Genomic DNA, 26,594 nt, shown 5'->3' with positions numbered 1-26,594 from the left:
CCTCGCTGGGCGAGCGCTTACACGAAGGCATCGTCGCCTCCCTTGCTGGACAGGGCGAGCTGGCCTTCTTCCGCCAGGCGGCGGGCGGTCTTGAGGATCTCCTTCTGTTCGGCCTCGACCTCGGAGAGGCGCACCGGGCCGCGGGATTCGAGATCTTCCCGGAGCATTTCGGCGGCCCGCTGGGACATGTTCTTGAAGATCTTCTCGCGCATCTCGGGGGGCGCGCCCTTGAGGGCGATGACCAGCGAATCGCTCTGGACTTCGCGCAGGAGGGTCTGGATGCCGCGGTCGTCGAGGTCCATGAGGTTCTCGAAGACGAACATTTCATCGAGGATCTTCTGGGCCAGGTCGGGGTCGTATTCGCGCACGTTGTCGAGGATCGCCGTTTCGGCGGCCGAGCCGACGAAGTTGAGGATGTCGGCCGCGTGGCGCACGCCGCCCATGGCGGTCTTCTTGACGGTGGTGGCGCCCGACAGCATGCGGGTAAGGGCTTCGTTGAGTTCGCGCAGGGCCACCGGCTGCACGCCGTCGAGGGTGGCGATGCGCAGCAGCACGTCGTTGCGCAGGCGCTCGGTAAAGTGCTTGAGGATCTCGCCGGCCTGGTCGAACTCGAGGTGCACCAGGATGGTGGCGATGATCTGGGGGTGTTCGTTCTTGATGAGGTCGGCGGCGGTGGGGGCGTCCATCCACTTCAGGCTCTCGATGCCGGCGGTGTCGGAGCCTTGCAGTACCCGGCCGATCAGGTGGTTGGCGCGCTCGTCGCCGAGGGCCTTGGTGAGCATTGCCTTGATGTGATCGTGGTCGGCCTCGATGGGCGTGCCCTTTTCGGCGAACAGCAGCACCTCGTCGAGGATCTCCTCGAGCTTCTCGCGGCTCTGGGCCGGCATCGCAGCCATCGCGGCACCGAGCTTCTGGACCTCCTTGGGGCCGAGCTGCTTGAGCACTTCGGCGGCCTCGTCGGCGCCCAGGGCCATCAGGAGCAGGGCGCTCTTGTCGAGCCCTTCATCGTTGCTGCTCATTGCTTCCCATCCATTCCTTGATCAGGTTGCCGAGCACCTTCGGGTTGTGCCTGGCGAGTTCGAGCACCTTGGTGAGTTTCTCTTCGTACGCGAGGCGCGCTGCTGCTTCGGGGGAGAGTTCGACCTCGGCGCCTTCTTCCTCTTCGCCTTCCTCGCCTTCGCCGGCCTCCTCGCCTTCCCTGGCCGCTGCGGCGGCCGCTTCGGCCTCTTCTTCCTTGGGTTCGGGCTGGGGCATGACCTGCTTGAGCAGCGGCCGGATCACGCCAAAGGCCACGAAGGCGATCACGCCGGCGATGACCAGGTACTTGATGAGCTCCTTGATCAGGGCCTGGTTCTCAGGGTCTTTCCACAGCGGCGTCTCGGGTTCGGCGCTGGCGACGAAGGGGCTGCTGGCGACGCTGATGGTGTCGCCCCTTTCCTTGTTATAGCCGACCGCGTCGCCGACCAGCTTCTCGATGCGCTGGCGCTCGTCGTCGGCCAGCGGGACGGGCTTGAGCGCGCCGCTCTTGTCCTTCTCTTCGCGCTGGTTGACCGCCACTGCCACCGACAGGCGGCGCACCTGGCCGAGGGCCTTGCGGGTGTGCTGGACGGTCTTGTCCACCTCGTAGTTGATGGTGGCGTTCTTGCTGGTGGTGAGCGGCGGCTGCTGGCCCGGCCCGGGGGCGCCGGCAACGGGCGGGGTGGTGACGGGGGCCGTGGCGGGCACCGGCGGCTGGTTGGTGAGGGCACCGGGTACGCCCTGCGGCCCCTGGTCGCGGGTCTGGCTCTCGCTGCTCTGCTGGCTGCGGATGGCCTGCTCGGGGGACGGGTTGGGGCGATAGGTTTCGGCGGTCTGCTCGGTGACGTTGAAATCCACATCGGCCGACACCTGGGCGCGGAAATTGCCCTTGCCGAAGAGCGGCGTGAGGATGGCGTTGACGCGCTCGATGAAGCCCTCCTCGAGTTCGCGGGTGTAGATGATCTGGCTCGCGTCGAGGGAGGCGTTGCGCAGCGGGTCGGGTTTTTTGGTGAGCAGGTTGCCGTTCTGGTCGATCACGCTCACGTTGTCGTTGGTGAGCTGGGGCACGCTGGAGGAGATCAGGTGCACGATGCCGGCAAGCTGGGTCGGGTCGAGGGCGCGGCCCGTATGCAGGTTCACCATCACCGAGGCGGTGGGCTTCTGCTCATCGCGCAGGAAGGCGGTCTGCTTGGGGATCGCCAGATGCACGCGGGCGCCGGCGACGCTGGCGATGGCCGAGATGGTGCGCGACAGCTCGCCTTCGAGGGCGCGCTGGAAATTGACCTGTTCGTGAAACTGGGAGATGCCGAGCTTCTGGTTCTCCATCAGCTCGAAGCCGACCAGGCCGCCCTTCGGGATGCCCTGGGCGGCCATGCGCAGTCGCAGGTCGTGGACCTGGTTGGTGGGCACCAGGATCGCGTTGCCGTTGTCGGAGAACTTGTAGGGCACGTTCTGCTGCTGCAGGCTGGCCACCACGGCGCCCCCGTCCTTTTCGGCGAGGTTGGAGAACAGCACGGCGTAGTCGGGCTGACGGCTCCACAGGATCACCCCGACCACCAGCGCGATGGCAAAGGCCAGCGCCGCGCCGGCCGCGATCTTCTGGCGTTGCGACAGATTGCGGATGTTTTCCAGCACCTGCGCGAACGGTGAGGCGGGCGGTACCGGAGCGGCGGCGTCTTCTGCTGCCATGGAAACATTCCCCCTTTTTCGGATGCACGCATTCTGGCCGCGGCGGAGGGTTTCCGGCGGCAGGATTAGCGGCGGTTTTTGCCGCCTATTTGCCGCCTTGCCCCTTGCCGGGCAGGCCTAAGCTGCGAAACGGTGAAATTCATCCTCGCCCATTCATGACTCTCCCTGCCGCCGCCGATGAACGTCTCGATGCCCGCCAGCTGGCCGAAGCCTTCCGCCAGTTCAGCGAGGCCTCGGAGGCCCTCACGGGCGCCTACGCCGGCCTGCAGACCCAGGTCTCCCAGCTGACCGAGCGTCTCAGCGTGCTGATGGGCGCACTGCCGGCCGGTGTCGTGGTGCTCGACCGGGACGGCCGCGTGGTGCAGGCAAACCGGGCGGTGGAGGCAATGTTCGAGGCCGCGCTGGCCGGTGTCGACTGGGCCGATTTTTGCGCTGCCCGCCTCGCCGCCACCGAAACGCCGGGCGAGTGGCAGTTCGAGATGCAGGGGGCCCTGCGGCGGGTGAGCCGGGTCGACGCGCCGCTTGAATCCGGCGAGGGCCGCATCGTGCTCCTCAGCGACGTCACCGAGGCCCATCAGATGCGCCTGGCCGCCGAGCGCAACGAGCGGCTCGCCGCGATGGGCGAGATGGTGGCCGGGCTGGCCCACCAGCTGCGCACCCCGCTGGCCGCGGCGCTGCTCTACACCGCCAACCTCGTGCAGCAGGAAATGGGCCCGGCCGACCGGGAGCGCATCGGCAACCGCGCAATGGAGCGCCTGCGCCACCTCGAGAAACTCATCCGCGACATGCTGCTCTTCGCCCGCGGCGAAACCCTGGGCCGCGAGCCCTTCGGCATCTGCGAGCTGGTGGCCGAGCTGGCCCAGACCGTCGAGCCCCTGAGCCGCGCCAAGGGCATCGCCTTCAGCGCCGACTGCGATTGCGGCGACACCCGGGTGGTCGGTGATCGCAAGGCGGTGGCCGGCGCCCTCACCAATCTGCTGGAAAACGCCGTGCAGGCCCTGGATGCGGGCGGCACGATCCATTTCGACGCCAGCCTCGACGGCCCGCTGGCGCGCTTTGCGGTGTCCGACAACGGCCGCGGCATCGAACCGGCCCTTCAGTCACGGCTTTTCGAGCCGTTCTTCACCACCCGCCACGACGGCACTGGCCTGGGCCTGGCGATCGCGCGGGGGGTGGCGCGGGCCCACGGCGGCGACATCCGGATCGACTCGGAGCCCGGCCGCGGCACCACCTTCACGCTGACCCTCGCCATGGGCGCCTGACGCCCGACAGCACCCGTAACAGAGAGACACCCCATGCCCGAAGAAGCCCTCAAGATCCTGGTTGTCGAAGACGACGCCCCCTTGCGTGACGCCGTGTGCCTGACCCTCGAAGTGGCCGGCCACGCCGTCACCGGGGTGGGGGATGGCCCGGCAGCCCTGGCCGAAGTGGAAAAGGAGGCCTTCAACCTGGTCCTCTCCGACCTGAAGATGCAGCCCATGGACGGCCTGCAGCTGCTGGCCGAACTGCGCCAGCGCCTGCCCCAGCTGCCGGTGCTGTTGATGACCGCCTTCGGCGACGTCGAGAAGGCCGTCGATGCCATGCGCGGCGGCGCCTGCGACTTCCTGATGAAGCCCTTCGAGCCCAAGGTGCTGCTCGAACACGTGCGGCGCTACGCAGTCACCCGCCAGGACGAGGGCATGATCGCGGCCGACCCGCACACCCGCAAGCTGCTGGCCCTGGCCGACAAGGTCGCCGAGACCGACGCCACCGTGCTGCTCACCGGTGAATCGGGCACCGGCAAGGAGGTCTTTGCCCGTTATCTGCACGAACACTCGCCCCGCAAGCGCGGCCCCTTCGTGGCCATCAACTGTGCGGCGATCCCCGACACCCTCCTCGAGGCCACCCTTTTCGGCCACGAGAAAGGCGCCTTCACCGGCGCCAGCTCGGCCCAGGCCGGCAAGTTCGAGCAGGCCGAGGGCGGCACGCTGCTCCTCGACGAGATCTCCGAGATGCCCCTCGGCCTGCAGGCCAAACTGCTGCGCGTGCTGCAGGAGCGCGAGGTGGAGCGGGTGGGCGCCAAGAAGGCGATCCCGCTGGACATCCGCGTGCTGGCCACCACCAACCGCGACATGGCCAAGGAGGTGGCAGCCGGGCGCTTTCGGGAAGATCTGTATTACCGCCTCAACGTGTTCCCGCTGGCGATCCCCTCGCTCCGCGAGCGGCCGGGCGACATCGTGCCGCTGGCGCGGCACTTCGCGCTGCTCCACGGGGTGCGCCTGCGGCGCAGCGCGCAGCTCTCCCCCGAGGCCGAGGCGGTGCTCGTCACCTACCACTGGCCGGGCAATGTGCGTGAGCTCGAGAATACCGTGCAGCGAGCCTTGATCCTCAGCAGCGGGCAGGCCGTTTCGCCCGAGACGATCCGCCTGTGCCTGCCCCACTGGAACGGCGAACCGCTTCGCTCGCCCTTGCCTGCGCCGCTGGTGCCGGCGGTTTTTGCCGCGGAGACGGCAAATTCTGCCGACGAAACCCCCTCGTTGGCGGCGGCCGAGCGCCCTGCCAACATGAAGGATCTCGAGCGGGAGCACATCCTGAAAGTGCTGCGCGAGGTCGGCGGGTCGCGCAAACGCGCGGTGGCGCAGCTCGGCATCTCCGAACGCACCCTGCGCTACAAGCTCCAGCAGTACCGGGAAGAGGGGCTGTTCTCGGGTTGACGCATCCTTGTGCCGCTTGGCACGTGGCTTGCTCTGCTATAGTGGAGAAAAAGGAGCCGGATCATGGATACCCGCGGAATCGATCAGATGTTGTCGGAGTTGCGGGCCACCTCACAGGTGGCCGCGGGCAAGCCCACCCAGGCTGCGAGTGCTGCAGGCGGCACCGATTTCGGTGAAGTGCTCAAGTCGGCGATCGACCAGGTGAGTTCTGCCCAGATGCAGGCCCAGGAGATGGCCAAGGGCTTCTCGGCGGGCGACCCGAATGTGAATCTGCAGGATGTGATGGTGAACCTGCAAAAGGCGAGCCTCTCGTTCCAGCAGATGGTACAGGTGCGCAACAAGCTGGTGACGGCGTATCAAGACATGATGAACATGTCCGTCTGAAAAGGCTTCAGGAATCTACTGCGCGGCCAGATCTCGCAACTCCGGTGCTCAACGTACGCTTGTACGTTTCCGCTCCTCGTTGCGACCTCTGACCGCTCGCTACGATTCCTGAAGCCTTTTGTCCCTGATGAGGTCTGTAACAAACAAAAGCCGGCGATTGCCGGCTTTGTGCTGTCTGGAGGATGCTTCAGCGGATGCGTTCGCGGGCGTTGCGTTCGCGTTCGACCTTCAGGATGTAGCGCTGGATCGTCGAGGCCATGTTGCTCGAGAGGTGGATGAACTCGCAGCCGGCGCGCAGGGTGATGCTGCCGTCGCGGTTGGTGACGCGGAAGAGGTTGCGGACGCGCAGGGAGGTCACGATGGCGCCGGTCTCCGGGAGCATCAGGCGGCAGTTGGCGAACTCCATGTCGGGTTCGACCACCATGCCCTCGGAGGGCACCGTGATCGACAGGCCGCCGCCGCTGATGTCGAGCACGCTGGCCTCGACGGAGATCTCGCGCTGCTCGCCACCGATGGTCATCGGGATCAGGCAGGTGAGGCTGTGGGAGCTCGGCGCGGTGAGCCGGAAATATTCCCGCCGCTGCAGGCGCAGCATGACCTCGGGCACCCGCACCCGGAAGGCGTCGTGGCCTTCGTGCTGGATGCGCTGGATGCCGCGGGCGGCAAACTGCACCTTGATGCGGTCGAGCTGGGTGACGCAGATCAGCTGCTCGGCGGCCTCGACGCGGCGGTTCACGGTTTCGTCGCTGGCCGCGTCGAGCACCAGGTGGTTCTCGTCGGGGGACAGGGCGACGATGGCGGTGAGGAAGGAGTCGGCGCTGGCGTCGATGAAGGCCGACAGCATCGCCCGCTTCTGGATCATGCCGCGCAGGTTGAAGAGGATGTCCGTCCGGCCCCGCAGCAGGTAGCGGGAATAATCGTCGGCCTGCAGGAGTTCAAACTTGAGCGACATGGCGGTGATGGCGTCCGGCTGAAACGGAGTAAGCCGACAATTCTAGCAGCCCCGCTGCCGGCTGGCGCCATCGGCCGGCCCGGTGTCCAGGGCTTGCCCTGTAGCCAGGCCCAAAAAAAGGGGACGGCGTGCCGTCCCCCGTGTGCGAAAGCCGCGCTGCTCAGCGGGTGGCTTCGCGTTCGATCTCTTCGAGGCTGGTATGGCGCACGTCGCGGCCCTTGACCATGTAAACCACGTACTCGGCGATGTTCTTGGCGTGGTCGCCGATACGCTCCACCGACTTGGCGACGAACATCAGCTCGATGGCCTGGGAGATGGTGCGCGGGTCTTCGATCATGTAGGTGATCAGCTGGCGCATGATGCCCTTGAACTCGGCATCCACCTCCTTGTCGTGCCGGACCACCTGGGCCGCCGAGATGGTGTCGAGGCGGGCATAGGCATCGAGAGCCGTGCGCAGCATGTCGACGACGGCATCGGCGATGTGGCTGAGGCGGATCTGCGGCGCGAAGTTGGAAGTGGCCGTGTGGAGCTGCTTGGCGGTCTTGGCGATCTTCTTGGCCTCGTCACCGATCCGTTCGAGGTCGGTGATGGTCTTCTGAACGGTGCTCACCATGCGCAGGTCGACCGCGGTGGGCTGGCGTTTGGCGATCACCTGGTTGCAGGCCTCGTCGAGCTCGATCTCGAGGAGGTTGACCCGGTTGTCGTTTTCGATGACCTGATCGATCAGCAGAAGATCGCCGCCCGTGAGGCCTTCCATGGCCTTCACGATCTGCAGTTCGACCATGCCGCCCATCTGCAGCACCCGCGTGCGGATGCCTTCGAGTTCGGCGTCAAATTTCTTGGAAGTGTGCTCGTTCATGGTGAAAGCGGTGCCTCAAGGCTGACAAGCGTTGCAGGTTAACAGGGCTAGATGACGTTTTTGTTTCAAGTACGTTCGAATGTCTGCACGCCCCCGGGGGTGGCGAGCAGCAGCACGTCGGCACCGCGCTTGGCGAACAGGCCGTTGGTCACCACGCCGACGATGCCGTCAATGGTGGCTTCGAGCGCGGCCGGGTCGGTGATGGAGAGGCCATGCACGTCGAGGATGAGGTTGCCGTTGTCGGTGATGAAGCCCTCGCGCAGCACCGGCCGGCCGCCCAGGCGGGCCAGTTCGCGGGCGACCTGGGCGCGGGCCATCGGGATCACCTCGACGGGCAGCGGAAAGCGGCCGAGGCGCTCCACCCGCTTGCTGGCGTCGCAGATGCAGACAAACTTGCGGGCCACCGCGGCGACGATCTTCTCGCGGGTCTGGGCACCGCCGCCGCCCTTGATCATGGCGAGGCCACCGTTGATCTCGTCGGCGCCATCCACATACACCGGGATGTCGTCCACGTCGTTCATGTCGAACAGACGGATGCCGTGGCTGGCAAGGCGGCGCGCCGAGACTTCGGAGGAGGCCACTGCGCCGACGATGCGGTCTTTCATACCTGCCAGCCCGTCGATGAAGAAATTGGCCGTCGAGCCGGTGCCGACGCCGACGATGCTGCCGTCGATCACGTAATCGAGGGCCCGCAACGCCGCCTGTTGTTTGAGTTCGTCCTGGGTCATGGTGATGTGCCTGCAGCCAAAAGCATGATTCTAACCGGGCAAAGGGATGTGGTCAGATTCTGCAAAACTTCGCCACAACGGCGTATCGGCAGGTAAAGTGAAAAAGGTTTGCCGCCGCAGGGACATCCCGGTGGGGCAGCGTACTTTTACGGTATTCATTGGAGGAAGATCATGGGTTTGCTCGATCAACTGGCGGGGCAGGTGCTGGGTTCGTTGGCTGGTGGCGATAGCCAGCAGCAGGGTGGTGGTGGCCAGGCAGTGCTGCTGCAACTGGCGATGAGCCTGCTCCAGGGCCAGGGCGGTCTGGGGGGTCAAGGGGGTCAGCTTGATCTCGGCGGGCTTATCGGCGGGCTGGTGGCGCGCTTTGGTCAGGCGGGCCTGGCTGAGCAGGCGAACTCGTGGGTGAGCGCGGGGCAGAATCTGCCGGTCAGCGCCGAGCAGATCAGCCAGGTGTTTGGCAATTCGGCGCTGGGCGACATGGCGGCGCAGCTCGGCATGCCGAGCGAGCAGGTGGCCGGCCATCTGGCGAATCTGCTGCCTCAGGTCATCGACGGCCTGACCCCCGGCGGCCAGCTGCCGGCTGCGGGCGGTGCTGATCTGGGCGATGCGCTGGCTGGGCTTGCGGCGATGCTCGGGCGCGGGTGACCCGCCAGGTTTTACCCGCTCACGGCCCCGCTTGGGGCCGTGAGTGTTTTCAGGGCCCGGTGGCGATGGGCCGCGCCGGGTCGGCGCACCATTCGCTCCACGAGCCCGCGTAAAGCCGGGCGCCGTCGAGGCCGGCGGCTTCCATGGCCAGCAGGTTGTGGCAGGCGGTGACGCCGGAGCCGCACTGGGCCACGACCTTGTGGGCGTCTCCGCCCTTGATGAGCTTGCCGAACTCTTCCTGCAGCAGGGCGGCCTGCTTGAAGCAGCCGCTGGCGTCCAGGTTGTCCTGGAAGAAGCGGTTGATGGCGCCGGGGATGTGCCCGCCTACCGGGTCGAGTGTTTCGTTCTCGCCGCGGAAGCGGTCGGGCGCGCGGGCGTCGATGATCAGCACCTCAGGGTCGTCGAGGTGGCTCAGGACGTAATCGGCGTTCACCTTCATGTCGCGCTGCAGCTGTGCCTCGAAGTGGCAGGCGACGGGCTCGGGAATGGCGGTGTCGATGGGCTTGCCGCTCGATGCCCACGCCTGCAGGCCGCCGTCGAGCACGGCGACCCGGGTGTGGCCGAGCCAGCGCAGCAGCCACCACAGGCGCGCCGCAAACATGCCACCCATGTCATCGTAGGCGACGACCTGGGTGCCGGGCCCCACGCCGAGGCTGCCGAGCTTGGCGGCCAGGTGCTGTGGGTCGGGCAGGGGATGGCGGCCGTTGAGGCCGGATCTCGGGCCTGACAGGTCTTCCTCGAGATCGAGGAACATGGCGCCTGGAAGGTGGCCCTCGGCGTAGGCGCGCTTGCCGGCCGCGGGGTCGGCGAGCCGGAAGCGGCAATCGAAGATCCGCCACGACGAGGTGGCGGATTCGGCCAGCTCCTGGACGCTGACGAGGCAGGTGAAAGGCTTCTGCACGGCGGTGGCTTTCTCAGGCAGCGGGTGACTCGGTGCCCGCCAGCCAGGCTTCGGCGTCGTCGGCGTCGTTGAAGACGCGCACGTCGGCGTTCAGGAAGATCTGCGACAGCCAGGCGCTCCAGCTGACCCACTGGTCTTCGGTGAGCACCGCGATGCGGGCGAAGTCGTTGGGGTGGGCCCGGGCGAAGCGGATCTCCTCGAGGGCCATGTCGACGGTGAAGCCGTTCATCTCGCGCAGATCGACGAACAGGTCGACGGTGCTTTCGAGTTTCATGACGACCTCCTCGAACTCCTTGAAGTCGGCCAGCGTGAACTCGCCGAGCACGGTGACGTTGATGCGGCTTTCCTGGGTATCGGTGGTGATCATCGTCGCTTTCCCTTCTGTGCGGACTGGATGCCGCCAGTGTAGCAGCCCCGCTGGCCGTGGCGTCAGTCGGAGTCCATGGCCGGCGCGGGTTTCCGCGATGCGACGGAGACCATCACGCCGCTGGCGATGATGATCGCGATGGCGATCAGGGAGGTCGAGGGCAGGGTTTCGCCCCACAGGGTCACGCCGAACAGGCTGGAGAAGATCACCGTGCTGTAGGACAGGTTGGCCGCCACCACCGTCTTGCCGTAGCGATAGGCGCGGGTCATGGCAAGCTGGGCGCAGCCGCCGAAGATGCCTACGCCGAGGAGGATCGCCGCGCCCTCGAAGCTCAGGCCGTGAAGTGCGCCGGACGCCAGCGCCCAGGGCAGCCCGAGCAGGCTGGTGACAAGGGAGAACCAGAGCACGGTGCGTGCTTCGGGTTCGCCGAGGCGGCCGAGTTCGCGGACGTTGATGTAGGCCAGGCTGGCGACGATGCCCGAGCCCAGCCCGGCGACGGCTCCCAGCCATTGTTCCGGCTGCAGCGTGGGTTGCAGCAGCACCACGACGCCGATGAAACCCAGCGCCACCGCGCCAAACAGGCTGCGCCCGACCGGCTCGCGGAACCACAGCGCCAGCAGCAGCGCGACGAACAGCGGCGAGGTGTAGTTGAGGGTGACCGCGGTGGCGAGCGGCAGCGCGCCGAGGGCGAAGAAATAACACATCAGCGACCCGGTGCCCGAGAGGCCGCGGGACAGCTGTCGGCGCCAGTGGGGCGTGCGATAGGCGATGCCCTGCCAGCGGGCCAGCAAGGCCATCAGCAGCAAGCCGACGAAGCCCCGGTAAAAGACCAGCTCGCCGGTGGAGAAGTGGGCCGAGCCCAGCTTGACGCAGACGCCCATGCAGGCGAAAAGAAGGCTGGCGACGATCATCCAGAGGGATTGCATGGGCGAGGCTGATGCGACGAAACCAGCATTCTAGCCTGCACCCCGTGCTCGTCTTGCGCTGCATCAAACAAAACCCCCGAGGGCTTGCGCCCGCGGGGGTTTATCAACCAAGCGTGCCGGTGAGGGAAACCGGCGATCCGGGTCTTAGTGGAACTGTTCTTCTTCGGTGGAGCCGGTGAGGGCCTTGACGCTGGAGGAGCCGCCCTGGATCACGGTGGTGACTTCGTCGAAGTAGCCGGTGCCCACTTCCTGCTGGTGGGACACGAAGGTGTAACCCTTTTCGCGAGCAGCGAATTCCGGCTCTTGAACCATTTCGGTGTAGTGCTTCATGCCTTCGCCGCGGGCGTAGGCGTGGGCGAACTGGAAGGTGTTGTACCAGTTGATGTGGATGCCGGCCAGGGTGATGAACTGGTACTTGTAGCCCAGTGCGGACAGCTCGTCCTGGAAGGAGGCGATCTGCGAGTCGGACAGGTTCTTCTTCCAGTTGAAGGAAGGCGAGCAGTTGTAGGACAGCAGCTTGCCCGGGCAGGCGGCCTGCACGGCTTGAGCGAATTCGCGGGCGAAGCCGATATCGGGCACGCCGGTTTCGCACCAGACGAGGTCGGCGTACGGGGCGTAGGCAACGCCGCGGGAGATCGACTGCTCGAGGCCGTTCTTGACGCGGTAGAAGCCCTCTTGGGTGCGCTCGCCGGTGAGGAAGGGCTTGTCGTTGGCGTCGTAGTCGGAGGTGATCAGGTTGGCGGCTTCGGCGTCGGTACGGGCCAGGATCAGGGTCGGCACGCCCATGACGTCGGCGGCGAAGCGGGCGGAGATCAGCTTTTCGATGGCTTCACGGGTCGGGACGAGCACCTTGCCACCCATGTGGCCGCACTTCTTGGCAGCGGCCAGCTGGTCTTCGAAGTGAACACCGGCGGCACCGGCGGTGATCATGTTCTTCATCAGTTCGAAGGCGTTCAGCACGCCACCGAAACCGGCTTCCGCGTCGGCCACGATCGGCAGGAAGTAGTCGATGAAGCCTTCGTCGCCGGGGTTGATGCCACGGGACCACTGGATCTCGTCGGCACGCTTGAAGGTGTTGTTGATGCGGCGAACCATGGTGGGGACGGAGTCGTAGGCGTACAGCGACTGGTCCGGGTACATGGTTTCGGAGGTGTTGCCGTCGGCGGCGACCTGCCAGCCGGACAGATACACGGCTTCCAGGCCAGCCTTGGCCTGCTGCATGGCTTGACCCGCGCTGATCGCGCCGAAGGCATTGACGTAGCCCTTCTTGGCGCCGCCGTTCACCTTGTCCCACAGGATCTTGGCGCCGCGTTGAGCCAGGGTGTACTCGGGCTGCAGGCTGCCACGCAGACGCACGACGTCAGCAGCGGAGTAGCCGCGCTTGACGCCATTCCAGCGGGGGTTTTCGGCCCATTCTTTTTCCAGGGCGGCGATTTGCTGTTCGCGGGTCAGAGACATGCTGTCATCCTTTACAAATAGAGGGGAAGAGAAAACCTGGGGGCGGAAGCGCCGGCCCGGGGGCCGGATTTTGCGCGCTCACCTCAGCGGTTTGACCGGCTTGCGGGGCGTCGGGGAGGCGCTTCCGTTACGACGATCAGTAAGAAGGAGTATAGGCAAGATCTTGCACGGCAGCAATAGGTCTTATATAAGACATAAGAAATAAATAGTCTTTATAAAACAGATGTCTAGCATCTTAATTCTGTATCGTGAAATATCTTTGGGTTTGGTGAAACAAAAAATCGTTGCGGCGCGTCGTAACCCGCAGGGTTTACAGCAGCGGCGCCTCGGAAACGATCACGCCGTCTTCGTCGGCGTACAGCCAGTTGCCGGGGGTGAAGGTCACGCCGCCGAAGGTGACGGGGATGTCCCGGTCACCGGCGCCTTTCTTGATGCTCTTCATGGGGTGGGTGCCAAGGGCGAAGACGCCGAGCTCCATGCCCCCGATCGGGCCTGAGTCGCGGATGCAGCCATACACCACGATGCCGGCCCAGCCGTTCTTGACGCCCAGCAGGGCCAGCTGGTCGCCGACCATCGCGCAGCGCATCGAGCCGCCGCCGTCGACCACCAGCACGCTGCCCTCGCCCGGGCCCTCGAGGGTGCTGCGCACCAGGGCGTTGTCCTCGAAAACCTTGAGGGTGCGGATCGGGCCGGCAAAACGCTGCTTGCCGCCGAAGCTGCGGAACATCGGGGCGACGGCGCGAACCTTGCCTTCGTTGGCGTCGCAGAGGTCGGTGGTCTGGAAATCCATGGCTTACTCCGTGAGATGGGCAAAAAAAACGGGCAGCCTCGTGGCCGCCCGCGGTCATGACGTGTGAGACGGCCGGGACTATACCGTAACTTCCGCGACCTCTTCGAACTGCAGCAGCACCTTGCCATCGTCGTCCACGTCGATGGTGACGCTGCCGCCCCCCGACAGACGGCCGAACAGCAGCTCGTCGGCGAGGGCCGAGCGGATGGTGTCCTGGATCAGGCGGGCCATCGGGCGGGCGCCCATCAGCGGGTCGAAGCCCTTCTTGCCGAGCCATTCCTTGAGCTTTTCGGTGAACAGGGCATCGACCTTCTTCTCGTGGAGCTGGGCCTCGAGCTGCATCAGGAACTTGTCGACGACCCGCATGATGATCTCGGGGTCGAGGGCGCTGAAGGAGATGGTCGCATCCAGTCGGTTGCGGAACTCCGGCGAGAACTGGCGCTTGATCTCGCCCATCTCGTCGCCGGCCTCGCGCTTGGCCGAGAAGCCCATCACCGACTTCTGCATGGCCTCTGCGCCAGCGTTGGTGGTCATGATCAGGATGGTGTTGCGGAAGTCCGCCTGCCGGCCGTTGTTGTCGGTCAGCGTGCCGTGGTCCATCACCTGCAGCAGGATGTTGTAGATGTCCGGGTGGGCCTTTTCGATTTCGTCGAGGAGCAGCACGCAGTGCGGTTTCTTGTTGACCTGCTCGGTGAGCAGGCCGCCCTGGTCGAAGCCCACGTAGCCTGGCGGCGCGCCGATCAGGCGCGAGACGGCGTGGCGTTCCATGTATTCGGACATGTCGAAGCGCACCAGCTCGATACCCAGCGTGTAGGCGAGCTGGCGGGCAACTTCGGTCTTGCCGACGCCGGTGGGGCCGCTGAACAGGAAGGCGCCGATCGGCTTCTGCGGGTTGCCCAGGCCGGAGCGGGACATCTTGATCGCCTTGGCCAGCGCTTCGATGGCGGCGTCCTGGCCGAACACGACGTTCTTGAGGTCGCGGTCGAGGGTTTTGAGGGCGGCCTTGTCGTCGTTGGAGACGTTGCGCGGCGGGATGCGGGCGATCTTGGCGACGATCTCCTCGATCTCGGTCTTGCCGATGAGTTTTTTCTGGCGCGACTTGGGCAGGATGCGCTGGGCGGCGCCGGCCTCGTCGATGACGTCGATGGCCTTGTCAGGCAGGTGACGGTCGTTGATGTAGCGCGCAGAAAGCTCGGCGGCACTCGACAGGGCCGAGGAGGAGTACTTGATGCCGTGGTGCTCCTCGAAGCGCGACTTGAGGCCCTTCAGGATCTCGATGGTCTCGTTGACCGAAGGCTCGACCACGTCGACCTTCTGGAAGCGCCGCGACAGCGCGTGGTCTTTTTCGAAGATCTGGCGGAACTCGGTATAGGTGGTTGCGCCGATGCACTTGAGCTGGCCGGACGACAGGGCCGGCTTGAGCAGGTTGGAGGCATCCAGCGTGCCGCCCGATGCGGCGCCGGCGCCGATCAGGGTGTGGATCTCGTCGATGAAGAGGATTGCGTTGTGGTTTTCGACGAGCTGCTTGAGGACGGCTTTCAGGCGCTGCTCGAAGTCGCCGCGGTATTTGGTACCGGCGAGCAGGGCGCCCATGTCGAGGGCGTAAACCTGGGCGTCGGCGAGGATTTCGGGCACCCGGCCTTCGACGATGCGGTGGGCCAGGCCCTCTGCGATGGCCGTCTTGCCGACACCGGCTTCACCGACCAGCAGCGGGTTGTTCTTGCGCCGCCGGCAAAGGGTTTGAATGACGCGCTCGACCTCTTTTTCGCGGCCGATCAGCGGATCGATCTTGCCGAGAAGGGCCTGCTGGTTGAGGTTTTGTGTGTAGTTCTCGAGGGCGCCGCCCGGGCCGGCGCTTTCCTGTTCCTGTTCGCCCTGCTCGGACTCGCCGGCCGGGCGCGCCGGTGCGGCGCCGGCCTGGGGTGTCTTGGTGATGCCGTGGGAGATGAAGTTCACCACGTCGAGGCGCGAGATGTTCTGGCGCTGCAGGAAATACACCGCGTGGGAGTCTTTTTCTCCGAAGATCGCCACCAGCACGTTGGCGCCTGTAACTTCTTTCTTGCCGGACGACTGAACGTGAAGGATGGCCCGCTGGATGACCCGCTGGAAACCGAGGGTCGGCTGGGTGTCGATGTCTTCCGTGCCTTCGACCCGCGGCGTGTGCTCGTTGACGAAGTTGGTGAGCTCCTTGCGGAGTTCTTCGATCTTGGCAGCGCAGGCGCGCAGCACCTCCGCGGCGGACGGGTTGTCCAGCAGCGCAAGAAGAAGGTGCTCGACCGTGATGAATTCATGGCGCTTTTGCCGCGCTTCGACAAAGGCCATGTGCAGACTGACTTCAAGCTCTTGCGCGATCATTTCAGTTTTCCTCCATGACGCATGCCAGCGGGTGCTGGTGCTGGCGCGCGTATGTGCTGACCTGCTCGACCTTGGTGGCTGCGACGTCCCTCGGGAATACCCCGCACACACCAACGCCCTCTCTGTGGACTTTGAGCATGATCCGCGTGGCTTGTTCGCGGTCCAGCCCAAAGAATTTCTGAATCACGGTCACCACGAAATCCATCGGGGTGAAATCGTCGTTGAGCAGCATGACCTTATAGAGGGGAGGCGGTTTGAGCCGCGTGACCTCTGATTCAAGAACCGATTCGTCCTGTTTTTTGATGACCATGCGCCTCATTCTAAACAAGCTCGATGATTGTGCAAGAGAGAAGTCGCACAGTTTTTCATGGTGGCGGTGCGCCGTGGGTTGGCGTGTTTTGTGCGGTGCAATACGAAAAACTAAGTCCCGACGGGCTTTGATTTTTTGTCGGTTCAGAGGTTCCAGCAAAGGGCTGAAAAGCCGTTTTTATGCTGTATTGCAGCAAGATTGCTTGCCCAAAAATGCGTTGACTGCATAAGACGAGTCACGTAAAAGTTGAGATGTGATCGTTCCATGACGGTTGCGGTGGCTTTTAACTGGCGCTTGCCAAAGTGCCGCAAAAGACACCTCTCATGTATAGAAACGACCACAGACCCGGTTTCCGGATCGTATTACTGAAATCACGAAGGAATGAGCAATATGGCAACTGGTACTGTTAAGTGGTTCAACGACGCCAAGGGCTTCGGCTTCATCACGCCGGACGATGGTAGCGAAGATCTGTTCGCGCACTTCTCCGCGATCTCGATGGGCGGGTTCAAGTCGCTGAAGGAGGGGGAGAAGGTTCAGTTCGACGTCACTCAGGGCCCGAAGGGCAAGCAGGCGTCGAACATCCAGCGTGCCTGATCCTTCCGACTGACCGGGGCCCCTGGGCTTTGGCGTCGTGATCCAGCCGCCGACGTGCGAAAGTGCGTCGGCGGTTTTGTTTTGTGAGGGGCCGTCGCGGAGGCTGTCTACGGTGGGCTGGCGCCGGACATAAAAAAACCCGCTTGATGCGGGTTTTTTTAATGTAGCAAGCGTTCAACAAGCGATCGCCGCGTGCCGGGGACGATTACTTGAGCTTCACTTCCTTGTACGGCACGTGCTTGCGAACGACCGGGTCATACTTGCTGAATTCCAGCTTCTGCGGGGTCGTGCGCTTGTTTTTGTTGGTGGTGTAGAAATGCCCGGTCCCAGCAGTGGACTCGAGCTTGATCTTTTCGCGGCCGCCTTTTGCCATATCGATCTATCTCCAGGTTTAAAGGATCAGACCTTTTCGCCGCGAGCACGCAGCTCTGCGACGACGGCGTCGATGCCTTTTTTGTCAATGGTGCGCAGGGCAGCGTTGGTGACGCGCAGGCGTACCCAACGGTTCTCGGCCTCGCTCCAGAACTTGCGGTTTTGCAGGTTCGGCAGGAAGCGGCGCTTGGTCTTGTTATTGGCGTGGGAAACGTTGTTCCCAACCATCGGTGCTTTTCCGGTCACTTGGCAAACGCGAGCCATTTGTTGCTCCAAACTTTGGTTTTGATTCGGTAAGACCGTCGATTCTATAAGAAGAAGTGTGGTGGAATCAAGCGCTTGGTGTAATTCTTGTGAATCTTGCCCGCTGCGGGGCCGCCCGACTAGAGCAGTCCGCGCTCGGCGAAGGACACCGGGGGCGCGTTTCCGGCGACGATGAAATGGTCCAGAACCCGCACGTCCACAAGCGCCAGGGCTTTTTTGAGGGTGTCGGTCAGGGCCTGGTCGGCGTGGCTGGGTTCGCCGACGCCCGAAGGGTGGTTGTGGGCCAGGATCACCGCTGCGGCGTTGCGCTCCAGCACCAGCTTGACGACTTCGCGTGGGTAGACCGATGTTTGCGCGAGGGTTCCGCGGAAGAGTTCCTCGCAGCCCATGACCCGGTTCTGGGCGTCGAGGAGCAGGATCATGAAGACCTCGTGGGGAAGCTGGGCGAGCTTCAGGCGGAGCCAGTTGCGCACCGTGGCGGGGGAGTCGAGCACGTCGCGGTGGGCCATCTCTTCGCCCAGGGCGCGGCGGGCGAGTTCGAGCACGGCCTGGAGCTGGGCGTATTTTGCGAGGCCCATGCCTGGAATGGCCGCGAAGGCCGATGCCGAGGCGTTGCACAGGGTGGATAGGTTGCCGAAGTGGGTGAGCAGGTCGCGGGCGAGGTCGACCGCGCTCTTGCCGCGGATGCCGACCCGCAGGAAGAGTGCCAGCAGTTCGGCGTCGGAGAGGGCGGCGGCGCCCCGGGCCAGCAGGCGCTCCCGCGGACGTTCGTCGGCGGGCCAGTCGGTGATTGCCATGGTGTGTACAATTCCAGCTTCTATGTGAGTTTCGGATAATACCATTAGCATGAGCGAGCTGAAGGGCAGGAAACTGGTGCTGGGGGTGACCGGCGGCGTGGCGGCGTACAAGGCGGCCGAGCTGGTGCGTTTGCTGGGCAAGGCGGGGGCTGACGTGCATGTGGTGCTCACCGAGGGCGGCGCGCGCTTCGTCACGGCGGTGACTTTCCAGGCCTTGTCGGGCAACCCGGTGTGGACCGATCTGTGGGACCCGCGCATGGGCAACAACATGGCGCACATCGACCTCACCCGCGACGCCGATGCGATCCTCATCGCCCCGGCCACCGCCGACGTGATGGCGAAGCTGGTCCATGGCCTGGCCGACGACCTGCTGACCACCCTGTGCCTGGCCCGCGACTGCCCGCTGCTGGTGGCGCCGGCGATGAACCGGCAGATGTGGGAGCACCCCGCCACCCGGCGCAACGCGGCGCAGCTGGCGGCCGACGGCGTGACGCTGTTCGGGCCGGCCGCCGGCGAGCAGGCCTGCGGCGAGGTCGGCCTGGGGCGGATGCTCGAACCCGAGGAGCTCTGCGAGGCGGTGATCGGCTTCTTCCAGCCCAAGCTGCTGGCCGGGCGGCGCGTGGTGATGACGGCGGGGCCGACCTTCGAGCCCATCGACCCGGTGCGTGGCATCACCAACTCCAGCTCCGGCAAGATGGCCTACGGCCTCGCCCGGGCCTGCGTGCAGGCCGGCGCCGAGGTGGTGCTGGTGAGCGGGCCGGTGGCCTTGCCGGTGCCGATGGGCGCGCATCGGGTGAGCGTGCGGAGCGCCCTCGAGATGCGCGAGGCGGTGCTGGCGGCTGTGCCCGGCAGCGACGTGTTCATCGGCGTGGCGGCGGTGGCCGACTACCGCCCGGCGGCCGCGGCGGAGCACAAGATCAAGAAATCCGGCGCCGAGCTGGCGATCACCCTGACGCCGAACCCCGACATCCTGGCCGAGGTCGCGGCGCTCCCGAACCCGCCTTTCTGCGTGGGTTTTGCGGCCGAGAGCCGCAATCTGGACGAATACGCCGAGGGCAAGCGCAAGGCCAAGAAGCTGCCGATGGTGGTCGGCAACCTGGTGCAGGACGGCCTCGGCGGTGACGACAACCAAGTCGTGCTGTTCGACGAAGCCGGCCGCCACCCGCTGCCCAAGGCGCCCAAGCCCGAGGTGGCCCGCTCCATCGTCGCCCACCTGGCGGCCCTGCTGCCCAGGAACTGACTCCGATTTCCACTGAGGTTCAAGCCATGCACCGTATCGACATCCGGATTCTCGACGAACGCCTCAAAGACCAGCCGCCGGCCTACGCCACCAGCGGCTCGGCCGGGCTCGACCTGCGGGCCTGCGTGGACGCGCCACTGGTGCTGGCGCCAGGCCACACCGTGCTGGTGCCCACCGGCATCGCGATCCACCTGGCCGACCCGGGGCTGGCTGCGATGATCCTGCCGCGCTCGGGGCTGGGCCACAAGCACGGCATCGTGCTCGGCAACCTGGTCGGGCTGATCGATTCCGACTACCAGGGGCAGATCTTCGTCTCCACCTGGAACCGTGGCCACGAGCACTTCACGATCCAGCCCCTCGAGCGCATCGCCCAGCTGGTGGTGGTGCCGGTGCTGCAGGTGGCCTTCAACGTGGTCGACTCCTTCGACGAGAGCGAGCGCGGTGCGGCCGGTTTCGGCAGCACGGGCAAGCATTGATGCGTCACGCGGGCATTCCCACCGGCGTGCATGTGCTGCTCGAGAGGGGCGGCGAGGTGCTGCTGATGCGGCGGGCCGGCACCGGCTTTTTCGATGGCCTCTACAGCCTGCCCGGCGGGCACGTGGAGGAGGGCGAATCCCTGCGCGCCACGGCTGTGCGCGAGATGCGCGAAGAGCTCGGCATCGAGCTGGCCGAGGCCAGCCTGGAGGTGCTCGGGGTGGTGCATCGGCGCTCCGACACCAATCGCATCGATTTCTTCCTGCGGGCGCAGGCGTGGCTCGGTGAGCCGCAGATCGCCGAGCCGAACAAGTGCGACGACCTGCGCTGGTTTGCCCGAAACGCCCTGCCGGCGGCCATCGTGCCCTATGTGCGCGATGCCCTCACGGCCGGTGCCGGGCCGTGGATATCCGAGTCCGGCTGGGGTTGAGCGGCTGAAACGAAACCCGGCTCGCGGGGAGCCGGGTTTTGCGCTGCTTGCGCCGGGCCCGTCGGCAGGCGGCTTACTCCGGTACGGCGAGCACTCCGTTGCTGAAGGCGATGCTGTCGGCGCCGGCCGGCGTGGCCGCGATCGGTGGCAGGTTGGTGGCGCTGATGTCCGGCGCCGACCCCGCCGTGCCGCCCCGCGGCGTGGTGCGCACCACTTGCGAGGCGGGCAGCGCGGCACCGTTCTTGAGGTGGGCGTACATCAGATCCATCCCCTGGTTGAAATACACGTGCAGCGGCACGAGGCGGGTGTCGTAGCCCGGCAGCGCGGCATTGTCGATGAAGGCGTCGAAATGTTGGGCGTTGGTGACCTCGTAATAATGCAGCCGGCTGGCGGCGCCGTCGGCCTGGCGGCTCATCGCGTAGTAGGCGCGGGAGGCGTGGTTGACCGGGATCAGGGTGTCGGAGCGGCCCGACACGATGATCGTCGGCTTGCCGCCGAGCCGGCCGTCCGCCTGGACTTCACGGATGCCCTGGCGGACGCGCTCCGACTGGGCGAGCAGGGTGCCGGTGAGCGCGGCGCCGCTGACCGGGTCGCTGCCGGTGACCAGCGCCCGGGCGCACAGGGCGCCGTCGAGGGCGGCGTCGGCGAGGCCGGTGGAGGGTGACACCGCCAGCACGTCCCGTTTGGCACCACCGCTGGCGTCGTTGTAGACCAGGTTGATCCCGCCGGTGGGCGGCACGCCGTTGCCCACGGCAAAGATGCCGGCCTGAACCGCCGCGCTGGTCGCCGTTACCGTGCCGGCCGGTGCGGTGGTGGCGAAGCTGAAGCCGCAGACGTTGTCGGTGACGCTGAAACGCCCGTAGGTGTTGAGGTAGGTGACGACGATGGACGGCGTGGCGAGGGCGTGATGGGAGGCGTGGAAGACGTCGTGCTCGGCGCTCCAGCCGTAGGCGTGGAGTTTTTGCAGCGCCTCGGTGGCCTGGGCGGCGGTGTCGGCACCGCTCAGCAGGCCCTTGGCCTTGAGGGCGGTGCAGCGGTTGGTGGCATAGCCGGCGATGAAGGCGGCGCCCGGCGAGCCGGTGGCGGCGAGGGCCGCGCAGGGCTGGTAGAGGTTGGCGTAGGTGAAGTAGTCGAGGAGCGGCTTGCCGGCGGTGCTCACGGTGGTGCTGCCCTGCTTGATGGCCAGGCTGCCCAGGCTCTTCGGCTGGATCTGCGGTTCGCTCACCGCCACGCCGTCGATGAGGCCGAGCTTGTCCTGTTCGGCGGCCATGAGCGCGGCGCCGGCGCCGTTGGAGGCCGACGAGGCGATCACCAGGGTATTGGCGGGGCGGATCAGGCGGGGTTTTTTGCCGCTGGCGTCGGCGGTGGCGTACTTCTCGTTGAGCACGTAGAAGGCGAAGGCGACGGCGTCCAGGGTGTTGCGGCCCCAGTCCCTCTCGGGGTTCTGGCGGGAGTGGGCATGCTTGTAGGCGATGCGGCTGGGGAAGCTCTGGTTGAAGGCGTCGCGCTCGGTGGCCGACAGCCCGGCGCTGAAGTGGGCGTGCTTGCCGGCCTGGGAGGCGCCGGCGACGGTGCCGTCGAGCAGGTTGACGGTGTCGCGGGCCAGGTCGTGCATGCCGTTGCCGCTGCCCTTGTCGGTGTAGGCCACCGCGCAGCCGTGCTTGAGGCCCCATTCGCCAGCGGTGCCGATGGCGCCGTAGATGCCGCGGGAGCCGGACGAGGTGGCGGTGACGATGCAGGGCTGGGCAGGGTTAAAGCTGGCAGGCACCTGGACCATCAGCACGGCCTTGCGCTTGCCGCTGCGGTCGCCAGAGTAGGCGATGGCTTCGAGGCCGGCGATCTTGCCTTCGCCCAGAGTGTCGGCGCCGCGGGTGTCGATGTTGGGGCCATACAGGCTGCCATAGCCGCCGGTGCCCTTGTTGGCGTCTACCAGCGCCCGGTAGTTGTTGTAGATGGCATTGCGGCGCAGTTCGGCGGCGGTGGGGGCGGCGGCGTTGGCGTAGGCCGGCGCGGTGGCGCTGGCGAGGCCAGTCTTGCCGAGGCCGGCGGTGAGCAGGTCGTCGCTGCTGCCGTCGTAGGTTTGCGCGGTGTAGCTGTCGGCCCACACGTTCTCGGGCATCAGGTTGTAGGTGGCGAAGCCGGCGCCCTGCGGCCGGGTGCCCACGAGGGTAAGGAGGCGGTCGGTCTCGTCGCCGGGGCTGTCGTCGGTGGCGGGGGTGAAGCGGGCGCTGCGCAGGCTGGCCGGGCGGGTGCCGAGTTCTTGTTCGAGGGCGTCGAGGAGCCTGGCGTCGGCCTCGGCGATGCGGGCGGCGCTGACCTCGCGGAAGCTGCCGTTGGTGAATGCGTTCTGCAGGGCCGCGCTGGAGCCGAGCCCGAGGGCGAGGAGGGCCACGCTGTCGGTGGCGTTGTTGACGTTTGCGGTGCGGCCCGTGTCATCGGTGCTGACCAGCGCATGCCAGACGCCCTTGCTGCCGGTGATCTGCAGCATCAGCGGAAAGCGGAGGCCGGCGGTGTCGAGGCTGTAGTTGCCGCTGGCATCGGTGGTGGTGCTGCGGGTGTTGCCGACGGCATCCCGCGCGGTGAGGGTGGCGTTGGCGATGGCCAGGCCTTCGGCGGCGGTGCCGCTGAGCGCGCTGGCGCTGCCCTCGCCGCCCCCGCAGGCAGCCAGGATCAGTGCGCCGCTGACGGCCAGGGTCAGGGCCCGAAGACGAAAATGCTTATCCATGTGTCTCCTCCTTGTCGTGGTGTTGGAGGCGGCCCGGAGTGGCCACTTCCTGTTGGCATGTTGCGGCCTGCCGGCAAGGGATGACACTGGGGTTTACGTGAATCGGGCGGCGCTCCCGACGCGGGGCTCAGGTGTGGGCGGTGGGGGGCTGGCCCGCCGCCGGGGTGTCGCCTGCGAAGGCGTTGCAGAAGCGCAGTTCGGCGGGGTAGGGGTAGAAGTCTTCCACATAGCCGCTGCGGATCTTGGCCTGGGCGTCCTGCCAGAACCTGGGGTCGAGCAGCTGGCGGTGGTGCTGCAGGAAGGCCTTGCGGATCTTGGGCTGGCCGAGCAGGAAGGTGGCGAACTCTTCGGGGAAGACATCCATCGGGCCGGCGCTGTACCAGGGCTCGCTGGACATCTCGGCCTCCTCGTTGGGAGCCGGCGGGATCTTGCGGAAGTTGCAGTCGGTCATGTACTCGATCTCGTCGTAGTCGTAGAAAACCACCCGGCCGTAGCGGGTGACCCCGAAGTTCTTCCACAGCATGTCGCCCGGGAAGATGTTGGCGATGGCCAGCTCGCTGATGGCCTGGCCGTATTCGCGCACGGCCTCTTCGATCTGCGCGTCGGTGGCTTTGGCGAGGTAGATGTTGAGGGGCGTCATGCGGCGCTCGATGTACACGTGCTTGACGACCAGCGAGTCGCCGACTTCCTCGATCACCGACGGGGCGAGCTCGCGGAGCTGGGCGATCAGGTCGGGGTGGAAGCGGCTGCGGGGCAGCGCGACGTTGGAGAATTCGAGGGTGTCGGCCATCCGCCCGACCCGGTCGACCTGGCGCACCAGCTGGTATTTGCGCTTGACGGTGGCGCGGTCCATGTTCTTCGAGCTGCCGAACTTGTCCTTGATGATCTTGAACACGTAGGGGTAGGACGGCAGCGTGAACACCAGCATCACCAGCCCGCGGATGCCCGGTGCCTCGATGAACTGGTCGTTGGAATGGCGCAGGTGGGCGATGAGGTCGCGGAAGAAGTTCGTCTTGCCCTGCTTGCCCAGGCCGAGCATGGTGTAAAGCTCGGAGCGCGGCTTGTTGGGCATGATGCTGCGCAAGAACTGCACGTAGCCGGAGGGCACCTCCATGTCCACCAGAAAGTACGCGCGGGACAGCGAGAACAGCAGCGAGATCCGCCAGCGGTCGAGCAGCACCGTGTCGAGGTAGAGCATGCCCGACGCACCATGGCGTACGGCGATCACGAAGGGCGTTTCCTCGTAGCCGTTGATCGCCTTGCCGATGATGTAGGCGGTCTTGTTGCGGTAGAAGGCCGAGTACAGCACCTGGATCTGGCAGTTGACCTCCATCTTCGGCCACGCGCCGCCGAGGTGGGCCTGCACGGTGCGCATCAGGTAGTCCATGTCCCGGTCGAGGTCTTCGAAGGCGCGCTGCCAGTCGAAGTCTTCGATGAGGCGGCGGATCGTTGCCCGCAGGCCCTCGTCGGCCGGGTAGTAGCTGGAGTAGGTGGGCGGGAAGGATTCGATGTAGTCGGTGGAGATCGCCGGCCGGGCGAACAGGTAGGTGTTGTTGAAGTAGTCGCGGTGCAGGATCTTGGTGGTGACCGAGTTGAAGAAGGTCTCGGCGAGCTCGGGCTGCTTGTGGTTGATCAAGAGCCCGATGTACTGGAGCTTGGCGGCCTGCCAGGTGGCGTCGTCGATGGAGGCGGCGTCGAACTCTTCGTGCAGGCGCTGCACTGCCTCGTTCACCCGGTCGTCGTAGAACTGCACCCGGTCGCGCACCGCGGCCAGCTGGCCCTGCCAGTCGGCGGCCTCGAAGCTCTCCTTGGCCCGCCGGGAGGTCTCGCGGAAGATCCGGTAGTGCTTGTTGAAGCCTTCGATCATCGCCTGGGCGATGGCCAGGGCGACCGGGTTTTCGTTGCGCTGGACGTCCATGGGTGCTCCTCCACTAGCGGCTTGCCGGATGTGCCGCGTGTGATCGCCGGGCTGCTCCCGCCCGCTTGTGGCTGCAGATACTAGCACCGGCCCGCGTACCTGGAACGGATTGCCTCATGCTGCGCTGCAGCGTCGTAAATCCCTGTTGCCATTGCGCTTTTAGCGCTTTGCGGTTTCGTCCATAATCAAAAAACCGGTTGCCGCCCTTCGCTGGGCGGTGTCGGACACGAGCAGGGCGCAGCAGGGCCGTCGTGCAGTTTTGCCCCTTGGCAGCTGCACGGTGCCTGCCTTCAGCCGGCCGCTACATCCACACACGCGTGATCCATTCGAGGGAGTTGAAATGAGTTCTTCATTCATCAAGGTACCTGCAGGCGGCCAGAAAATCATTCCCGGTCAGGCGGTTCCCGACAACCCCATCATTCCCTTCATCGAAGGCGACGGCATTGGCGTCGACATCACCCCGGTGATGATCAAGGTCATCGACGCGGCCGTTGAAAAGGCCTACGGCGGCAAGAAGAAGATCCACTGGATGGAGGTGTACGCGGGCGAAAAATCCACCCAGCTGTATGGCCCCGACGAGTGGCTGCCCAAGGAGACCTTCGACGCGCTCAAGGAGTATTCGGTGTCGATCAAGGGCCCGATGACCACCCCGGTGGGCGGCGGCATCCGCTCGCTCAACGTGGCCCTGCGCCAGGAGCTCGACCTCTACCAGTGCCTGCGCCCGGTGCGTTATTTCAAGGGCGTGCCGTCGCCCCTGAAAGACCCGACCAAGACCGACATGGCGATCTTCCGCGAGAACACCGAGGACATCTACGCCGGCATCGAATGGCAGGCCGACTCGGACGGCGCGGTGAAGGTCATCAAGTTTTTGCAGGACGAGATGGGGGTCAGGAAGATCCGCTTCCCCGAGCACTGCGGCATCGGCATCAAGCCGGTGTCGGTGGAGGGCACCTCGCGCCTGGTGCGGGCGGCGATCAGGCACGCCATCGACAACGACCGCAAGAGCGTGACCCTGGTGCACAAGGGCAACATCATGAAGTTCACCGAGGGCCTGTTCCGCGATGTGGGCTACAAGCTGGCCCAGACCGAATTCGGCGCCCAGCCCATCGACGGCGGGCCGTGGTGTTCGTTCAAGAACCCGAACACCGGGCGCGAGATCGTCATCAAGGACGCCATCGCCGACGCCTTCCTGCAGCAGATCCTGCTGCGCCCGGCCGAATACGACGTGATCGCCTGCTGCAACCTCAATGGCGACTACATCTCCGACGCCCTGGCGGCCCAGGTGGGCGGCATCGGTATCGCGCCGGGGGCCAACATCTCCGACAAGTACGCCTGCTTCGAGGCCACCCACGGCACCGCGCCCAAGTACGCCGGCCTGGACAAGGTTAACCCCGGCTCGCTGATCCTCTCGGCCGAGATGATGCTGCGCCACATCGGCTGGCGCGAGGCCGCCGAGCTGGTCATCAAATCCATGGAGGCCGCCATCGGCGACAAGCAGGTCACCTACGACTTCGCCCGCCTGATGGATGGCGCCACCGAGCTCTCATGCTCGGCCTTCGGTGACGCGATGATCGCCAGAATGTAGGCATCTCGTGGCCGCGGCGGCCCTTCGCGCCCGACAGGGATGCGAGGGGCCGCTGCCCCATGCGCCGTGCTCCAGCCGGGCGGGTTCGCGCCCGCCGCGGTTTCGCTGCAGGGTAGTTAAA

Annotated in this window: 26 protein-coding genes; 9 read left to right on the top strand and 17 right to left on the bottom strand. The window is 65.7% G+C overall.

Annotated elements, in window-relative coordinates:
• Positions 1 to 17: 17 nt before the first annotated feature.
• Positions 18 to 1,019 carry a flagellar motor switch protein FliG gene (gene fliG / locus ZRA01_RS05170; RefSeq protein ID WP_141349957.1) on the bottom strand — a complete coding sequence of 334 codons (1,002 nt, stop codon included), beginning with the start codon at positions 1,017 to 1,019 and terminating at the stop codon, positions 18 to 20.
• Complete coding sequence (fliF, locus tag ZRA01_RS05165; RefSeq protein WP_141349955.1) at positions 1,003 to 2,706, bottom strand: flagellar basal-body MS-ring/collar protein FliF; 1,704 nt, start codon at positions 2,704 to 2,706, stop codon at positions 1,003 to 1,005. The genes fliG and fliF overlap by 17 nt, the downstream gene beginning before the upstream one ends.
• A gap of 155 nt (positions 2,707 to 2,861) precedes the next feature.
• On the opposite strand from fliF, the gene ZRA01_RS05160 reads away from it, so the two are divergent.
• From ZRA01_RS05160 to fliE, 3 genes are all read left to right on the top strand, one after another.
• Entirely contained in the window at positions 2,862 to 3,968 is a 1,107-nt protein-coding gene (locus tag ZRA01_RS05160; RefSeq protein WP_141349953.1) for a sensor histidine kinase, read from the top strand.
• 33 nt (positions 3,969 to 4,001) lie between these two features.
• Positions 4,002 to 5,399, top strand: coding sequence for a sigma-54-dependent transcriptional regulator (locus tag ZRA01_RS05155; RefSeq protein ID WP_141349951.1), 1,398 nt, complete (start codon positions 4,002 to 4,004; stop codon positions 5,397 to 5,399).
• Between the two features lie 63 nt (positions 5,400 to 5,462).
• Positions 5,463 to 5,783 (top strand): flagellar hook-basal body complex protein FliE, encoded by a 321-nt coding sequence (fliE, locus tag ZRA01_RS05150; RefSeq protein ID WP_141349949.1) that lies wholly within the window; start codon positions 5,463 to 5,465, stop codon positions 5,781 to 5,783.
• Between the two features lie 187 nt (positions 5,784 to 5,970).
• Here fliE and ZRA01_RS05145 read toward each other — a convergent pair whose 3' ends face one another.
• The 3 genes from ZRA01_RS05145 to rpiA all read right to left on the bottom strand — a co-directional run bounded on the left by ZRA01_RS05145 (position 5,971) and on the right by rpiA (position 8,322).
• Positions 5,971 to 6,735, bottom strand: coding sequence for a flagellar brake protein (locus ZRA01_RS05145; protein WP_141349947.1), 765 nt, complete (start codon positions 6,733 to 6,735; stop codon positions 5,971 to 5,973).
• A 160-nt stretch (positions 6,736 to 6,895) separates the two neighbouring features.
• Positions 6,896 to 7,594 (bottom strand): phosphate signaling complex protein PhoU, encoded by a 699-nt coding sequence (gene phoU / locus ZRA01_RS05140; protein WP_141349945.1) that lies wholly within the window; start codon positions 7,592 to 7,594, stop codon positions 6,896 to 6,898.
• A 65-nt stretch (positions 7,595 to 7,659) separates the two neighbouring features.
• Positions 7,660 to 8,322, bottom strand: coding sequence for a ribose-5-phosphate isomerase RpiA (gene rpiA, locus ZRA01_RS05135; RefSeq protein WP_141349943.1), 663 nt, complete (start codon positions 8,320 to 8,322; stop codon positions 7,660 to 7,662).
• Positions 8,323 to 8,493: 171 nt separating this feature from the next.
• Here rpiA and ZRA01_RS05130 point away from each other — a divergent pair, with 171 nt between their 5' ends.
• Positions 8,494 to 8,967 (top strand): YidB family protein, encoded by a 474-nt coding sequence (locus ZRA01_RS05130; protein ID WP_141349941.1) that lies wholly within the window; start codon positions 8,494 to 8,496, stop codon positions 8,965 to 8,967.
• A gap of 49 nt (positions 8,968 to 9,016) precedes the next feature.
• Here the strand turns inward: ZRA01_RS05130 and ZRA01_RS05125 are convergent, their stop codons facing one another.
• The 7 genes from ZRA01_RS05125 to clpS all read right to left on the bottom strand — a co-directional run bounded on the left by ZRA01_RS05125 (position 9,017) and on the right by clpS (position 16,074).
• Positions 9,017 to 9,868, bottom strand: coding sequence for a sulfurtransferase (locus ZRA01_RS05125; protein ID WP_141349939.1), 852 nt, complete (start codon positions 9,866 to 9,868; stop codon positions 9,017 to 9,019).
• 13 nt (positions 9,869 to 9,881) lie between these two features.
• Positions 9,882 to 10,235 (bottom strand): SpoIIAA family protein, encoded by a 354-nt coding sequence (locus tag ZRA01_RS05120; RefSeq protein ID WP_141349937.1) that lies wholly within the window; start codon positions 10,233 to 10,235, stop codon positions 9,882 to 9,884.
• Positions 10,236 to 10,297: 62 nt separating this feature from the next.
• Complete coding sequence (locus ZRA01_RS05115) at positions 10,298 to 11,161, bottom strand: DMT family transporter (RefSeq protein WP_141349935.1); 864 nt, start codon at positions 11,159 to 11,161, stop codon at positions 10,298 to 10,300.
• 144 nt (positions 11,162 to 11,305) lie between these two features.
• Positions 11,306 to 12,619, bottom strand: a complete 1,314-nt coding sequence (aceA, locus tag ZRA01_RS05110; protein WP_141349933.1) for an isocitrate lyase — start codon at positions 12,617 to 12,619, stop codon at positions 11,306 to 11,308.
• A 310-nt stretch (positions 12,620 to 12,929) separates the two neighbouring features.
• Positions 12,930 to 13,409, bottom strand: coding sequence for a ribonuclease E activity regulator RraA (gene rraA / locus ZRA01_RS05105; RefSeq protein WP_141349931.1), 480 nt, complete (start codon positions 13,407 to 13,409; stop codon positions 12,930 to 12,932).
• 78 nt (positions 13,410 to 13,487) lie between these two features.
• Positions 13,488 to 15,764, bottom strand: a complete 2,277-nt coding sequence (gene clpA, locus ZRA01_RS05100) for an ATP-dependent Clp protease ATP-binding subunit ClpA (protein ID WP_141349929.1) — start codon at positions 15,762 to 15,764, stop codon at positions 13,488 to 13,490.
• Between the two features lies 1 nt (position 15,765).
• A complete protein-coding gene (gene clpS, locus ZRA01_RS05095; protein WP_141349927.1) occupies positions 15,766 to 16,074 on the bottom strand; it encodes an ATP-dependent Clp protease adapter ClpS in 309 nt (102 codons plus the stop codon).
• Between the two features lie 390 nt (positions 16,075 to 16,464).
• On the opposite strand from clpS, the gene ZRA01_RS05090 reads away from it, so the two are divergent.
• Positions 16,465 to 16,668: a cold-shock protein gene (locus ZRA01_RS05090; protein ID WP_141349925.1), complete on the top strand. Its 204-nt coding sequence runs from the start codon at positions 16,465 to 16,467 to the stop codon at positions 16,666 to 16,668.
• A 205-nt stretch (positions 16,669 to 16,873) separates the two neighbouring features.
• Here ZRA01_RS05090 and rpmG read toward each other — a convergent pair whose 3' ends face one another.
• From rpmG to radC, 3 genes are all read right to left on the bottom strand, one after another.
• Positions 16,874 to 17,041 (bottom strand): 50S ribosomal protein L33, encoded by a 168-nt coding sequence (gene rpmG, locus ZRA01_RS05085; RefSeq protein ID WP_141349923.1) that lies wholly within the window; start codon positions 17,039 to 17,041, stop codon positions 16,874 to 16,876.
• A 26-nt stretch (positions 17,042 to 17,067) separates the two neighbouring features.
• A complete protein-coding gene (rpmB, locus tag ZRA01_RS05080) occupies positions 17,068 to 17,304 on the bottom strand; it encodes a 50S ribosomal protein L28 (protein WP_141349921.1) in 237 nt (78 codons plus the stop codon).
• A 119-nt stretch (positions 17,305 to 17,423) separates the two neighbouring features.
• Complete coding sequence (gene radC / locus ZRA01_RS05075; protein ID WP_141349919.1) at positions 17,424 to 18,101, bottom strand: RadC family protein; 678 nt, start codon at positions 18,099 to 18,101, stop codon at positions 17,424 to 17,426.
• A 49-nt stretch (positions 18,102 to 18,150) separates the two neighbouring features.
• On the opposite strand from radC, the gene coaBC reads away from it, so the two are divergent.
• The 3 genes from coaBC to ZRA01_RS05060 are packed head-to-tail and all read left to right on the top strand — an operon-like array spanning position 18,151 to position 20,245.
• Entirely contained in the window at positions 18,151 to 19,341 is a 1,191-nt protein-coding gene (coaBC, locus tag ZRA01_RS05070; protein ID WP_141349917.1) for a bifunctional phosphopantothenoylcysteine decarboxylase/phosphopantothenate--cysteine ligase CoaBC, read from the top strand.
• Positions 19,342 to 19,367: 26 nt separating this feature from the next.
• A complete protein-coding gene (dut, locus tag ZRA01_RS05065; RefSeq protein WP_141349915.1) occupies positions 19,368 to 19,817 on the top strand; it encodes a dUTP diphosphatase in 450 nt (149 codons plus the stop codon).
• Positions 19,817 to 20,245 carry an NUDIX hydrolase gene (locus ZRA01_RS05060; protein ID WP_141349913.1) on the top strand — a complete coding sequence of 143 codons (429 nt, stop codon included), beginning with the start codon at positions 19,817 to 19,819 and terminating at the stop codon, positions 20,243 to 20,245. Before dut ends, ZRA01_RS05060 begins: the two co-directional genes overlap by 1 nt.
• 73 nt (positions 20,246 to 20,318) lie before the next feature.
• Here ZRA01_RS05060 and ZRA01_RS05055 read toward each other — a convergent pair whose 3' ends face one another.
• Positions 20,319 to 22,970, bottom strand: a complete 2,652-nt coding sequence (locus tag ZRA01_RS05055) for a 3-hydroxybutyrate oligomer hydrolase family protein (protein ID WP_218028655.1) — start codon at positions 22,968 to 22,970, stop codon at positions 20,319 to 20,321.
• Between the two features lie 127 nt (positions 22,971 to 23,097).
• Positions 23,098 to 24,888, bottom strand: a complete 1,791-nt coding sequence (aceK, locus tag ZRA01_RS05050; protein ID WP_141349911.1) for a bifunctional isocitrate dehydrogenase kinase/phosphatase — start codon at positions 24,886 to 24,888, stop codon at positions 23,098 to 23,100.
• 340 nt (positions 24,889 to 25,228) lie between these two features.
• On the opposite strand from aceK, the gene icd reads away from it, so the two are divergent.
• Positions 25,229 to 26,473, top strand: coding sequence for an NADP-dependent isocitrate dehydrogenase (gene icd / locus ZRA01_RS05045; RefSeq protein WP_141349909.1), 1,245 nt, complete (start codon positions 25,229 to 25,231; stop codon positions 26,471 to 26,473).
• Positions 26,474 to 26,594: the final 121 nt, after the last annotated feature.

Source organism: Zoogloea ramigera (assembly GCF_006539865.1).
GTDB classification, from domain to species: domain Bacteria; phylum Pseudomonadota; class Gammaproteobacteria; order Burkholderiales; family Rhodocyclaceae; genus Zoogloea; species Zoogloea ramigera.
This window is presented reverse-complemented; position numbering and strand designations above follow the sequence as displayed.

Bases quoted from the DNA above. Each gene is read 5' to 3' on its own strand.
- rpmB (WP_141349921.1), bottom strand. From the start codon at position 17,304: ATGGCTCGCGTTTGCCAAGTGACCGGAAAAGCACCGATGGTTGGGAAC.
- phoU (WP_141349945.1), bottom strand. From the start codon at position 7,594: ATGAACGAGCACACTTCCAAGAAATTTGACGCCGAACTCGAAGGCATC.
- clpS (WP_141349927.1), bottom strand. From the start codon at position 16,074: ATGGTCATCAAAAAACAGGACGAATCGGTTCTTGAATCAGAGGTCACG.
- fliG (WP_141349957.1), bottom strand. From the start codon at position 1,019: ATGAGCAGCAACGATGAAGGGCTCGACAAGAGCGCCCTGCTCCTGATG.
- rpiA (WP_141349943.1), bottom strand. From the start codon at position 8,322: ATGACCCAGGACGAACTCAAACAACAGGCGGCGTTGCGGGCCCTCGAT.
- ZRA01_RS05090 (WP_141349925.1), top strand. From the start codon at position 16,465: ATGGCAACTGGTACTGTTAAGTGGTTCAACGACGCCAAGGGCTTCGGC.
- dut (WP_141349915.1), top strand. From the start codon at position 19,368: ATGCACCGTATCGACATCCGGATTCTCGACGAACGCCTCAAAGACCAG.
- radC (WP_141349919.1), bottom strand. From the start codon at position 18,101: ATGGCAATCACCGACTGGCCCGCCGACGAACGTCCGCGGGAGCGCCTG.
- ZRA01_RS05060 (WP_141349913.1), top strand. From the start codon at position 19,817: ATGCGTCACGCGGGCATTCCCACCGGCGTGCATGTGCTGCTCGAGAGG.
- clpA (WP_141349929.1), bottom strand. From the start codon at position 15,764: ATGATCGCGCAAGAGCTTGAAGTCAGTCTGCACATGGCCTTTGTCGAA.
- ZRA01_RS05115 (WP_141349935.1), bottom strand. From the start codon at position 11,161: ATGCAATCCCTCTGGATGATCGTCGCCAGCCTTCTTTTCGCCTGCATG.
- rpmG (WP_141349923.1), bottom strand. From the start codon at position 17,041: ATGGCAAAAGGCGGCCGCGAAAAGATCAAGCTCGAGTCCACTGCTGGG.
- rraA (WP_141349931.1), bottom strand. From the start codon at position 13,409: ATGGATTTCCAGACCACCGACCTCTGCGACGCCAACGAAGGCAAGGTT.
- fliE (WP_141349949.1), top strand. From the start codon at position 5,463: ATGGATACCCGCGGAATCGATCAGATGTTGTCGGAGTTGCGGGCCACC.
- ZRA01_RS05155 (WP_141349951.1), top strand. From the start codon at position 4,002: ATGCCCGAAGAAGCCCTCAAGATCCTGGTTGTCGAAGACGACGCCCCC.
- ZRA01_RS05055 (WP_218028655.1), bottom strand. From the start codon at position 22,970: ATGGATAAGCATTTTCGTCTTCGGGCCCTGACCCTGGCCGTCAGCGGC.
- ZRA01_RS05160 (WP_141349953.1), top strand. From the start codon at position 2,862: ATGACTCTCCCTGCCGCCGCCGATGAACGTCTCGATGCCCGCCAGCTG.
- aceK (WP_141349911.1), bottom strand. From the start codon at position 24,888: ATGGACGTCCAGCGCAACGAAAACCCGGTCGCCCTGGCCATCGCCCAG.
- coaBC (WP_141349917.1), top strand. From the start codon at position 18,151: ATGAGCGAGCTGAAGGGCAGGAAACTGGTGCTGGGGGTGACCGGCGGC.
- ZRA01_RS05145 (WP_141349947.1), bottom strand. From the start codon at position 6,735: ATGTCGCTCAAGTTTGAACTCCTGCAGGCCGACGATTATTCCCGCTAC.
- icd (WP_141349909.1), top strand. From the start codon at position 25,229: ATGAGTTCTTCATTCATCAAGGTACCTGCAGGCGGCCAGAAAATCATT.
- ZRA01_RS05120 (WP_141349937.1), bottom strand. From the start codon at position 10,235: ATGATCACCACCGATACCCAGGAAAGCCGCATCAACGTCACCGTGCTC.
- ZRA01_RS05130 (WP_141349941.1), top strand. From the start codon at position 8,494: ATGGGTTTGCTCGATCAACTGGCGGGGCAGGTGCTGGGTTCGTTGGCT.
- aceA (WP_141349933.1), bottom strand. From the start codon at position 12,619: ATGTCTCTGACCCGCGAACAGCAAATCGCCGCCCTGGAAAAAGAATGG.
- fliF (WP_141349955.1), bottom strand. From the start codon at position 2,706: ATGGCAGCAGAAGACGCCGCCGCTCCGGTACCGCCCGCCTCACCGTTC.